The organism is Trebonia kvetii, assembly GCF_007827045.1.
Lineage (GTDB): Bacteria > Actinomycetota > Actinomycetes > Streptosporangiales > Streptosporangiaceae > Trebonia > Trebonia kvetii.
Genome location: NZ_RPFW01000006.1, coordinates 352,125 through 363,613, shown reverse-complemented (window position 1 = coordinate 363,613; position 11,489 = coordinate 352,125). Strand labels below are relative to the sequence as shown.

Genomic DNA, 11,489 nt, shown 5'->3' with positions numbered 1-11,489 from the left:
CAACCACACGACAAATCAGCGCAAGCCACAGCCGGCACCCCTTGATAAGTATCCTCTTACGCTGAAGGTGGCGCCTGTGGTCGGTTGGATGACTGCCCCAGCGCCGTCGCTGTCCGCGGCCGAGCAGGGATCACGCCGAGTGACGGATCCGCCATCGTCCCGCCATTCACCGTGAGATTACGTCACGCGGCGTGAGACCCTACAGACATCTGTAGGGTCTCACGCCTCATGACATGTTGATCTTGAGTGATTGCGGTTTCTCGCTTGTCTCACGACGATTGCACCGAGAGCAGTCTCAAACTCATGGCATTTCCTCGGCTGCGGTCGCCTTCACGTGCCGCGTCGCGCGCCGTCTGGGCTGTTGTCACACGTCGATGGTTCTTCGGGTGCCCGCCCGGGTGTCAATCGTTGCTGATCGCAGAATGTCAGGGCTTCCGTGCGACCAGGCCGTGGATCGGGACCTGCGCCGCCGCCGGAGGATCGGAGGAGTCGGGTCGCCAGTCGTTCACGGGGACCAGCCCGGGTGGGACCAGGTCAAGGCCGGTCACCAGGGCGGCGATCTCGGCCGACGATCGGAGCACGATGGGCATGGTGGCCGCCGCGTTCCACTGCTCGATGGCGGCGACCAGCGACGGGTCGAGGTCGCTGGCCAGGTGGTAGATCGCCAGGTAGCTTCCGGACAGCAGGGCATTCATCAGCGCCGTCACGAGGTTGGCCGCATCGGCCGCCGAGGGCACGTGGGAGAGGGTGGACAGCAGCAGGACGGCGACCGGCTGGCCGACGTCCAGGATCGCGCCGTCGCCCGGCCGGGGGACGTCCGAGGCAAAGGCGCTCGCACCGGACCTGCCCACGCCGGACAGGCCCGCGCCGGAGACGATGCCGTCCACGTCCGCGATGTCCCCGTCGACGCAGCTCACCATCCCGCCTGGCGCAGACGTCAGCGTCGCGTTGGCGTGCGCGAACACCATCGGGTCACTCTCGACGTAGACGATCCGGCAGGTCGGGTCGGCCGCCTGCGCGACCTCGTGCGTGTTGCCGGGCGGCACCAGGCCGTCGCCGACATCGAGGAACTGCCTGATCCCCGCGTCGGCGGCCAGGTACCTGACCACCCGGCAGCGGAAGGCCCGGGCCGAGGCCGGAAACGCGGCTACCGACGGCGCCGACTCGATCAGGGCGGCGGCCGCCTTGCGGTCGGCGGCGAAGTGATCCTGTCCGCCGTGCAGGAAGTCACTGGCGCGGGCGGCGTTGGGCACGGTGATGTCGATCAACCCGGGCTTGACCCAGTGACCCCCGTCATGAGCCAATTCCTCCCCCTTGCAGCGTCGTGATCCAATTCCTCACTCACGTACTATCTCTCCCCGCGAGTCACGCTAGCTAATCGTTGCCAGCGGCAACGCGTCCGTGCAGGGCGGGTCATCGGGCTCAGGACGCCAGCCGTGCAGCTCGACGAGGTCGAGGCCCAGGTCGGCGAACCAGCTCTCGACCGTGACACGGTCCCGGAGGACGACGGGGACCGGGCTGATGTGGTCCACCGCTCGCCGGCGGCCGCAAGCTTCTCGTCCGCCGTCGGCCGCATGGCGACCAGGTAGCTGCCGGACGGCAGCGGCGCCATGGAGCGCGCGCGGCAACTGGATCAACCCGGTGCCATGTCGACGAAGCGGCTGTAGTGCCCCTGGAACGCCACCGTCACCGTCGCGGTCGGGCCGTTCCTGTGCTTTGCGACGATCAGGTCCGCCTCGCCGGCGCGCGGCGATTCCCGCTCATACGCATCTTCGCGGTGCAAAAGTATGACAACATCCGCATCTTGCTCAATCGAGCCACTTTCCCGCAAATCGGACAGCATGGGCTTCTTGTCCTGGCGCTGTTCCGGACCTCGGTTGAGCTGGGAGAGTGCGACCACGGGCACCTCAAGCTCCTTGGCGAGCAGCTTGAGCGACCGGGACATCTCAGAGACTTCCTGCTGGCGGCTTTCGACTCGCTTCGGCGAGGACATCAGCTGCAGGTAGTCGATGATCACGAGCTTCAGGTCGTGCCGCTGCTTGAGACGGCGGCACTTGGCGCGGATCTCCATCAGCGACATGTTCGGCGAGTCGTCGATGAACAGCGGCGCGTCGGCGACCTCGCTCATCCGTTTCGCCAGGCGGCCCCAGTCGTCGTCGCTCATCTGCCCGGTCCGCATGATGTGCATGGGCACCCGGGCCTCGGCCGACAGGAGCCGCATGGTGATCTCGTTGCGCCCCATCTCCAGGGAGAACACGACGGTGGGCAGCCCGTGCTTGATGGTCGCGGATCGCGCGAAGTCGAGCGCGAGCGCGCTCTTGCCGACGGCAGGCCTGGCCGCCACGACGACCATCTGGCCCGCGTGCAGGCCGTTGGTCAGGGCGTCCAGGTCGGCGAAGCCGGTGGGGACACCGCTGATGCCGCCGCCGTGCGCGCCGATCGCCTCGATCTCCTCGAGGGCCGCGGGCATGATCTCGGACAGCGGGTGATAGTCCTCGGCGATCCTGCGGTCGGTGACCGCGTAGACCTCGGCCTGGGCGCGGTCCACCAGGTCGTCGGCGTCGCCGTCGCCGGCGTAGCCGAACTGGACGATGCGCGTGCCCGCCTCGACCAGCCGCCGCAGGATGGCGCGCTCCCTGACGATCCTGGCGTAATACCCGGCGTTCGCCGCGGTGGGCACCGACGCGATGAGCGTGTGCAGGTACGGCGCGCCGCCGATGCGGGTCAGCTCGCCGCGCCTGGTCAGCTCGTTCGAGACGGTGATCGCGTCGGCTGGTTCGCCGCGCGCGTACAGGTCGAGGATGGCCTCGTGCACGAGCTGGTGCGCCGGGCGGTAGTGGTCGCTTGGCCTGATGGTCTCGATGACGTCGGAGATGGCGTCCTTGGACAGGAGCATGCCGCCGAGCACGCATTGCTCGGCCGCGACGTCGTGCGGCGGCATCCGCTCGAATTCCTCGCCGCCGCGCGACGGCAGTTCGGTTACGCTCACCAGACGCCTCCCCCCAGACGAGCAGCCAGGCCCCCGTGACAGTCACCGTTTTACCGAGGGGCTCTGACATTCTTGGCGGTCGCGGCGCGGCCGGCAACACGCCCGTGTGGATAACCTGTTGACAACCAGACGACAGTCTGTGTGCAGCCGGTGGATTGCGCTGTGGACATCCCGTTGCTGCAAACGATTCCGACCGCTATGAGCTGCGATAACGATATCCACCGGCTGTGCACAAGAAAAAGTCGGTCACATTTTGGGTATGCGTTTTCCACAGAGATATTCACAAGCGGCATTCGCTTGCCTGTGGAAAAGGTGTGCGGACATGCCATCGGCCGAGGGCTTTTCCCCAGCTTCGGAACGGGTTCGGCATCCTGTCCACAGGCACGCGAACCGATCAAACGAGCCGCCGGGCGTCCGACCGGTCGGCTATCATTCGCGTGTGTGTTCGACCACGGGGGACGCGATCGAGCGCATCGCAGCGGCAATTGACCAGCTAGCGAGCGATGCGCGTGATGCCGGGAGCGCGCGGGGCGCGGCTGACCAGCGAGAGCTGAGCAGGCGCGTCGCCTGCCTTTGGCAGATGGTCAGCGATCTCGACCCAGAACTTGCGCGACGCACGCGGCGCTACACAACTCCGGCCGACGGCGGCCCTTCGGCCTGAAGGGCACACCGCCGACCGGCAGCTGTGGACACAGCGGGTTTCCTGTGGACAACCAATTGCCTGTGGAAAGCGCTGTGGATAAGACAGCCAGAGGCTGTGAATGGGGCCTAGGCTCCGGTGACCTCGATGCCCACCGAGGCGGTCACCTCGGGGTGCAGCCGGACCTGGACCTTGTAGGACCCGGCGGCCTTGATCGGGTCCGGCACGAAGATCTTCCGACGGTCGATCTCCGGGCCGCCCGCGGCGCGCACCGCGTCCGCGATGTCCGTCGCGCCTACCGAGCCGAACAGGCGGCCGTTGGAGCCGGCGCGCCGCTTGAGCCGGACGGTCAGCCGCTGGAGCTGGCCGGCCACCGACTGCGCGTCCTCGAGGCTGCGGATCTCACGCGCCGAGCGGGCCCGCTTGATCAGGTCAACCTGCTTCTCACCGCCGCGCGTCCAGGTGATCGCGAACCCGCGGGGCAGCAGGTAGTTACGGCCGAAGCCGGCAGCCACGTCCACCACATCGCCGGGAGCGCCGAGGCCACCGACCTCCTGGGTGAGGATCAGCTTCATGCGAGACATTGGTCAGTCCTCCCCAGCCCTAGCGAGCCGTGCTGGTGTACGGGAGCAGGGCCATCTCGCGCGCGTTCTTGATCGCGGTCGCGACGTCACGCTGGTGCCGGGTGCAGTTCCCGGTGACCCGGCGCGCGCGGATCTTGCCGCGGTCCGAGATGTACTTGCGCAGCAGCCCGGTGTCCTTGTAGTCCACGTAAACAATCTTTTCGTGGCAGAAGGCACAGACCTTCTTCTTGGGCTTGCGAATTGGAGGCTTCGCCATCGTGGTGCTCCTTAGGAGAGCCCCGCGTGATGCGGGGATGGTCGTTATTTACTGATTACTTAGAACGGCGGTTCGTCGGAGTAGCCGGCGTCGGACGCCCAGGGGTCCTCGTTCCTGCTGCCCCCGCCGGACGACGAACTCTGGCCGCTGTAGCCGCCGTTGCCCCCGCCGCTACCGCCGCGGTTGCCGCCGCCGGAGAACCCGCCCTCGCCGCCACCGCGGCTGACCCGGTTGACCTTGGCAGAAGCGTTCCGCAGGGACGGGCCGACATCGTCGACCTCGACCTCATACACGGTCCGCTTCTCGCCTTCCTTCGTCTCATAGTTCCGCTGCTTCAGCCGGCCGGTCACGATGACCCGCATGCCACGCTGCAGCGACTCGGCGACGTTCTCCGCCGCCTGCCGCCACACGTTGCAGGAGAGGAAGAGGCTGTCGCCGTCCTTCCACTCATTGGTCGCGTTGTCGCGGATCCGGGGCGTCGACGCGATCCGGAAGGTCGCAACCGGCTGACCGGATGGGGTGAATCGGAGTTCCGGGTCGGCGACAAGGTTGCCGACGACCGTGATGGGGGTGTCTCCTGCCGCCATGATGGCGCTCCCGGTCCTAGCAGAACGAATAAATGAAGATGAAGGCTTGGTCGCTTAGCGGTGCTCGGGCCGCAGGACCTTGGTGCGCAGCACGCCCTCGTTGAGGTTGAGCTGGCGGTCGAGCTCCTGGACGGCGCTCGGGTTCGCAGTCAGGTCGACGATGGCGTAGATGCCCTCGGGCTTCTTGTCGATCGGGTAGGAAAGACGGCGCTTCCCCCAGATGTCCATCTTGCCGACCTTGCCGCCATCGGCGGTCACGACCTTGAGAAACCCCTCGAGCGACGGCTGAACCGTCCGCTCCTCGAGGTTCGGGTCGAGGATGATCATGATTTCGTAGTGGCGCATGCGCGCTCCTCCTCTGGACTAACGCGGTCACGGTCTCTCCGTGACAGGAGGTACGGACAAGAGTTCAGGTTCCCGTCCGCAGCCATTAACTGTACCAACCCCCAGGGACATTCTGAGCCGGATCGGCGCCACCCCCTGTTCAGTGGCCGGGAAAAAGGGAACAGTAGAGGGTGAAACCCAGACGATGAAGTCCCCCTCGGAGGCCGGGATGGCTGGCACTGTCAGAACCAGCAAGTCGGGACACTTTCCGCGCCTGACGCTCAACTCGGACGGTCATTCGCACCGCGTGCTCAACATCGCGAGCGTTTTCACCCTTGTCTGCGGGCTGCTTTCTTTCGCGCTCGGCCTGTTCCTCAGGACCGGGCCGAGCGGCCTCAAGGGCTGGGCCGTCATCGCGGCGGTCACCGGCCTGGCGGCCCTGCTCATCGGCCTGTTCACCCAGATGATGTCGGCGACGCGCGAGGAGCGGATTGTCACGGTCACCGGCATCATCGCGGGTTTCGTCGGCCTGGCCCTTGGCCTCGCGTTCGGCGGGCTTAGCTAGCCGGCCGCTGCCCGCACGAAGCCTCGCGCGAGCGAGGCTCCGTTGTCGTGGGCGCGGACTACGCTAAGGCGCATGATGCGTATTGGCGGGCACTTCCACTCCGATCACCCCCTGGACGACGCGGTGGGCTGCGGTGCGAAGGTCGCGCAGTTCTTCCTCGGCGACCCGCAGGGCTGGAAGGGGCCGGTCATCCCCGGCGGTGATCCCGGCGCGCTGCGGGACGCCTACGCCGCGGCGGATGTGGACGTGTACATCCATGCCCCGTACGTGATCAACGTGGCGTCGACCAACAACCGGATCCGCATCCCGAGCAGGAAGCTGCTCGATCAGCACCTGAAGGCCGCCGCGTCCATCGGCGCCAAGGGGCTGATCGTGCATGGCGGTCACGTCACCGGCGACATCGACCCGGGCCAGGGCGTCGCCAACTGGGTTAAGGCCATCGAGCAGATCGAGCGGCCGCTCCCGCTGCTCATCGAGAACACCGCGGGCGGCAACGGCGCGATGGCCCGCACGCTCGACGCGATCGCGCGGCTCTGGGAGGCGATGGCCGACGTGACTGCCCCCGATGGCGGCGAGGTCGGGTTCTGCCTCGACACCTGCCACGCCAACTCGGCGGGCATCGACCTGGCGGACGCCGTCGACCGGGTGAAGGCGATCACCGGCCGCATCGACCTGGTGCACTGCAACAACTCGCGCGACCCGTTCGACTCTGGCGCGGACCGGCACGCCAACTTCGACGCGGGCACGATCGACCCGCAGGCACTCCTCGACGTAGTTCGCGCCGCCGGCGCTCCCGTGGTCTGCGAGACGCCGGAGCCAGGCCTGATTGTCGACATCGGCTGGCTCCGCGACCGCCTCGGCTGAGCCGGGCACACGCTCAGCCCGCGGCGGCCTCGGCCGGCCGCCGGCGGCCGCGGTTCCAGATGACGACCAGGCGGTCCGGCGCGCCGTCAAGTACGCCGCCCGCCGGGTCGTCGTTGGTGCCGGACGCACGGACACGATCCCGTTCCGGCTGAAGAATGTCGGCCACTACCGTGGACGCGAGCAGGGCGAGGGACAGCAGCCGCGCGGCGAGAATGATGAAGTACCAGCCGGGGCTGATGCCGGTGTAGCCGCCGTCGGTCGGCGCACGGTACAGGTAAACGAAGTAGCCCCAGATGCCGAGGAAGTAGGCGACCTCGGTGAGCTGCCACACCACGTACGCCCACAGCCGCGGCCGCGATAGCACCGCGAGCGGCACGAGCCAGATCACGTACTGCGGCGACCACACCTTGTTCAGGATGAGGAACGAGGCGAGCAGCAGGAAGCACAGTTGCGGCAGCCGTGGCCGCCGCGGCGCGGCCAGCGCGAGCAGGGCGATCAACACGAAAGCGATCGCGAAGGCGGCGGAGGAGATCAGGTTCAGCCGGCCGAGTGCTGAGTTGCCGACCACCGGCACCTTGTAGTTCTCGAACAGGTACCAGATCGAGCCCCAGTCGGCGCCGCGGGACCTGCTGAACGCGTAGAACTCGGCCCAGCCGGATGTCGCCGTCAGCGCGACCGGCACGTTGATCACCAGCCAGGCGATCACCGCGCCCGCGAGCGCCTTGCCGAACTCGCGCAGCTTTCCCGCGCGCAGGCACAGCAGCAGCAGCGCGCCGAAGATGAGCAGCGGGTAGAACTTCGTCGCGACCGCGAGCCCGAGCAGCGCACCCGCCAGCCATTCCCGCTCCCAGGCCCAGGCGGCGAGGCCGCCCGCGGTCAGCGCCATGGCGAACAGGTCCCAGTTGATGTAGGCGGCAAGGATGAGCCCGGGGGACAGTGCGGTCAGCAGCGCCGCCTTCCAGCCCTGGCTGTCATTCTCCCGGTACGCCGTCACCGCGGTGGCGAGCACCCCGCCGATCAGGCAGACGGCGAGCAGCAGGACCGAGACGTCGTAGAAGTCCTTGCCGCGCGCGTAGGGATCGCTAACCGAGTGCACCATCCACGCCGCGGCCTGCATCATCCACCCCATGAGCACGGGGTACTCGACCGGGTGCCCGTAGTAGGGCACCTGCCCCTTGGATAGCCCCTCGACGTAGTAGAGCGGATAGATGTCGGTGTAGCAGGCGTCGCGGAACTGGCTGGTGAAGGTGTTCCACGCGCCGCCCGCACTGCACGGCGTCTTCTGCAGGTAGCCGAGCAGTGCGGCTAGCGCGGACGCCGCGACGCCCGCGCCGAGAAATGCCGGAACCCGGTATCGCACTGCCGCTCCCCGCTGGTGACTATTGCCGACGGAGGCTATTCTGCCGTGCCCTTCCCGCGCCTGCGACGTCTCCGCGACAGGGTCGTCCACAACAGTGACCCGGGCAGCAGCACCGTGAGCACTCCGCCAACCGCGAGGCCGGCCCGCACGCCGTTCGCCGTGGCCGTGGCACCGTTACCGCCGCCGTTGCCAGGACCCGTCGTCGTGTTCGTCGGGCTTGAGGTCGCGGTACTCGTCGGCGTCCCGGTCGTCGAGTTAATCGGCGTCGCGGTGGGCGACGACGTCTGGGTGGGGAAGCCGAATGTCGACGAGGTTGTCGGGGTTGGGGTGGGGAAGCAGTTGCGCTTGTGGCCATGGCAGTTCTGGGGCTGCGTGAGGGTCGGCGTCGGGGTCGGCGTCGGGGTCACCTGGTTGCACTTCTTGTTCTTGTTCTTGCCGGTGAGCGGGATCGTGATCTTGTGGCCGTGGATCGTGAACGTGCAAGTCGACTTCTTCTTGGGCAGCTTGCCGATCTGGATCCACTTATCGCCGGAGAAGGTGGGGTTCTCGAAGTTCTGCACCGGGAGGCTGGCGAACTCCGCCTGTGCGAAGGAGTTCCAGATCTTCGCCGGCCAGTAACCGCCGAAGCCGCCGCCCGTGAGCACGGCCAGGCTTTCCGGCGAGTTCGCGGCCTGCGACTCGGTGAACATCCCGACGACCAGCGAGTACTGCGGGATCGCACCGATGAAGAAGCCGGCGTGCGAGTTGGTCGTCGTTCCGGTCTTGGCGATGATCGGCCGGTTGCCAAGGCCGACCGCGGCCGAGGTGCCGGTGCCGTTCACCGTCGTCATCGACATCGCGTACTGGACCTGCGAGGCGAGCGCCGCGTTATTGGCCGCGTTGGTTGGGTCGAGCACACCGCGGGTCTGCGTGATCGGCTTCTGCTGCGGACCGTCGGGTAGCTGCCAGTACTTGACGACGTGTGCCGTGTGGTAGACGCCGTTGTCGGCGATGGTGGCCAGCATCGTGGCCTGCTCGTTGACGGTGAGCGAGGCGGTGCCGAGGGCGAGGCCAACCTGGCCCACCATCTGGTCAAGGTTCGAGCCACCCTGCGTGAAGGCAGAGATGTTCACACCGTAGGCCTGCGCCATCTGTATGACCTTCGAGGTGGTGACTCGGTGCGCCAGGTCGGTGAAGGCGGTGTTGGACGACTGCGCGAGCGCGGTCTGCGGGGAAACCCCCCAGAGCTTCTTGGGGTCGCCGATCACCTCTCCGCCGTCGTTCTGCACCGGGAAGTAGGCGCTCAGGTTGTTCTGGGAGCATGCGCTCGTGGAGTAGTACTTCATGTCCTGGGACAGCTTGAGCGCGTCGTAGTCTGGCGGGACGCACAGCGCCGGCGCCGCGTTCAGGATGCTGGTGCTCGCGTTCATCCCGCCCGCCACCGCGGCGGAGAGCACGTACGGCTTGAACGACGAACCGACCTGCTCTCGCGCGTAGATGGACATGTCCACGTCGCAGTTCCACTCGGCGCACTTCTTGGGGGTCATCTTCTGACCGGGGCCGGGGTACGTCGCGAGGATCTCGCCGTTCTTAGGGTTCTGCAGTTCGGCGCCGACGCGCATGTACGAGGGGTACTTAGCGCCAGGTGTCGCCTTGATCGCGGCGATGTTGGTGTTGACCGCCTTGTACATCGCGACTTCCATCGGGCGGCTGATCGTGGTGACCACCCGCATGCCACCGGTCTCGAGCTGCTGCTGTGTCACGTGGTCCACGCCGGTGAGCTCGTTCTCAACCACCTTGAGGATGTACGGGGCCCACGGGTCGCTGTTGTTGGCAAGCACCCCGACCGCATCGGTAACAGTGGACGACGTCGTGTCGGTCAGCATCTTCGGGAACGTGGCGGCGTCCGCCTGCGCCTGGGTGATGAAGTTGTCCTTCACCATGTCGGCGAGCACCGCCGTCCAGCGGGCCTTGAGGTTGTCGCGGTACTGGAGCTGCGGGTAGTTGGACGGCTGCTGGATGATCGAGGCGAGCACCGCGTCCTGTGCGATGGACAGCTTGTTCACTGGCAGCCCGAAGTAGGTCTGCGCGGCAGCGGCGACACCGTAGGAGTTCTTACCCAGGTAGATGAGGTTCAGGTAGCTGGTGAGGATCCACGGCTTGGACTTCTCGCCGGCCAGCTTCTGCGCGATGAAGATCTCCTTGATCTTCCTGCTCGCCGTCTGCTGCACGCCGATGCCGGTGTAGTAGTTGCGGACGAACTCCTGGGTAATCGTTGAGCCGCCGGACGTGCCGCCGTGCATCAGGTCGTCGTAGGCGGAGCGCAGGATGCCGGTCGGCGAGATGCCGCCCTCGGTGAAGAAGTTCTTGTCCTCGGCGGCCAGCACCGCGTTCTTCAGGTTCACCGGTAGTTGCTGGTAGGTCAGGTCCTGCCGGTTGACCGTGCCGATCGTGCCCATGACAGTCTTGCCGTCGTTGTAGTAGACGATCGTGTTTTGGTAGTTGGCCGAGGCGAGCGCGGCGGGGATCACCGCGCTGTGCGACAGGTACTCATAGACGCTGACCATGCTGAGCACGATGAGGAGAAACACGCCGCCGGTGAGGGCGAGCGCCTTCTTCCAGGTCGGCCGCCACCAGGGGACCTTGGGCTTGCCGTTCCGGCCCCGCGGACCACCCGGCCTCCCCGCGCCGCCGGGACCCCCGGGTCCTCCTGGACCTCCAGGGCCGCCGGGGCCCACCGGGCCGCCAGGCCCGTAACCGCCGGGGTAGCCCGCCGCGCCGCCGTACCCGCCGGCTGGGCCTGCGCCGTAGCCGCGAGTCGTGTCGAACGTTGTGGGGTCGGACGGCTGGCCCGGCTGGCCAGCCGGGCCCGGCTGCGCACTCGCGCCAGGTGAGTTCTCCCAGCCTCTGCCGTCGGCCCAGTAGCTGTAGCCGGGGTCCTGACCCGGACCCCGGTCGACCGGGCGGATCGCACCCTGCAGGTTGGTCTCGTAGTCGGAGTCGATGGAAGAGTCGCGCCAGAAGCCGCCCGTCTCCCACCCCTCGGGCGCCGGGTATCCGGCACTTCCCGCATCGGGCGCGTCGTGTCCCGCCCCCTGGTCTCCGGCCCCCTGCCCGTCAGCTTCCCGCCCAGCGGGCCGGAAATTCGGCCCGTCAAAGTCGTTGCTACTCACACGTCCTCGCAGTGGCTGTGAGCGAGCCATTGTGGCCTGGTCCTGACTGGGATATCGTCAGGGCCCGGCTTAGGCACGCCCGTGGCTGGAAAAGCGGGGCAGCCTGGTCCCGCCGATCCCACACGTTACATGCTGACGTGAACCGCCCAGGCTGCTGAATCTTTTTGT

At 67.2% G+C, this 11,489-nt stretch carries 11 protein-coding genes; 3 read left to right on the top strand and 8 right to left on the bottom strand.

What is annotated here, in order from left to right; translation table 11 throughout:
* Positions 1-425 precede the first annotated feature (425 nt).
* Positions 426-1,304 carry an SAM-dependent methyltransferase gene (locus EAS64_RS30305; RefSeq protein ID WP_145858593.1) on the bottom strand — a complete coding sequence of 293 codons (879 nt, stop codon included), beginning with the start codon at positions 1,302-1,304 and terminating at the stop codon, positions 426-428.
* 132 nt (positions 1,305-1,436) lie between these two features.
* On the opposite strand from EAS64_RS30305, the gene EAS64_RS43945 reads away from it, so the two are divergent.
* Positions 1,437-1,589, top strand: a complete 153-nt coding sequence (locus EAS64_RS43945) for a hypothetical protein (protein ID WP_187366282.1) — start codon at positions 1,437-1,439, stop codon at positions 1,587-1,589.
* A 44-nt stretch (positions 1,590-1,633) separates the two neighbouring features.
* Here the strand turns inward: EAS64_RS43945 and dnaB are convergent, their stop codons facing one another.
* The 5 genes from dnaB to rpsF all read right to left on the bottom strand — a co-directional run bounded on the left by dnaB (position 1,634) and on the right by rpsF (position 5,401).
* The gene (dnaB, locus tag EAS64_RS30300) at positions 1,634-2,989 is read right to left on the bottom strand and encodes a replicative DNA helicase (RefSeq protein ID WP_439333633.1); all 1,356 of its coding nucleotides are present in this window, start codon (positions 2,987-2,989) and stop codon (positions 1,634-1,636) included.
* A gap of 768 nt (positions 2,990-3,757) precedes the next feature.
* Positions 3,758-4,204, bottom strand: a complete 447-nt coding sequence (gene rplI / locus EAS64_RS30295; RefSeq protein ID WP_145859108.1) for a 50S ribosomal protein L9 — start codon at positions 4,202-4,204, stop codon at positions 3,758-3,760.
* A 28-nt stretch (positions 4,205-4,232) separates the two neighbouring features.
* Positions 4,233-4,469: a 30S ribosomal protein S18 gene (gene rpsR, locus EAS64_RS30290; protein ID WP_145858592.1), complete on the bottom strand. Its 237-nt coding sequence runs from the start codon at positions 4,467-4,469 to the stop codon at positions 4,233-4,235.
* A 59-nt stretch (positions 4,470-4,528) separates the two neighbouring features.
* Positions 4,529-5,056 (bottom strand): single-stranded DNA-binding protein, encoded by a 528-nt coding sequence (locus EAS64_RS30285; RefSeq protein WP_145858590.1) that lies wholly within the window; start codon positions 5,054-5,056, stop codon positions 4,529-4,531.
* 54 nt (positions 5,057-5,110) lie between these two features.
* Positions 5,111-5,401 (bottom strand): 30S ribosomal protein S6, encoded by a 291-nt coding sequence (gene rpsF / locus EAS64_RS30280; RefSeq protein WP_145858589.1) that lies wholly within the window; start codon positions 5,399-5,401, stop codon positions 5,111-5,113.
* A 208-nt stretch (positions 5,402-5,609) separates the two neighbouring features.
* Between rpsF and EAS64_RS30275 the strand changes: the two genes are divergently transcribed.
* Together EAS64_RS30275 and EAS64_RS30270 are read left to right on the top strand one after the other, a co-directional pair.
* Positions 5,610-5,945 carry a hypothetical protein gene (locus EAS64_RS30275; protein ID WP_145858587.1) on the top strand — a complete coding sequence of 112 codons (336 nt, stop codon included), beginning with the start codon at positions 5,610-5,612 and terminating at the stop codon, positions 5,943-5,945.
* A gap of 72 nt (positions 5,946-6,017) precedes the next feature.
* Entirely contained in the window at positions 6,018-6,809 is a 792-nt protein-coding gene (locus EAS64_RS30270; RefSeq protein ID WP_439333632.1) for a deoxyribonuclease IV, read from the top strand.
* Positions 6,810-6,822: 13 nt separating this feature from the next.
* Here the strand turns inward: EAS64_RS30270 and EAS64_RS30265 are convergent, their stop codons facing one another.
* Positions 6,823-8,169 (bottom strand): glycosyltransferase family 87 protein, encoded by a 1,347-nt coding sequence (locus EAS64_RS30265; protein ID WP_145858586.1) that lies wholly within the window; start codon positions 8,167-8,169, stop codon positions 6,823-6,825.
* A gap of 35 nt (positions 8,170-8,204) precedes the next feature.
* Complete coding sequence (locus EAS64_RS30260) at positions 8,205-11,321, bottom strand: transglycosylase domain-containing protein (protein ID WP_187366281.1); 3,117 nt, start codon at positions 11,319-11,321, stop codon at positions 8,205-8,207.
* Between the last annotated feature and the right edge of the window lie 168 nt (positions 11,322-11,489).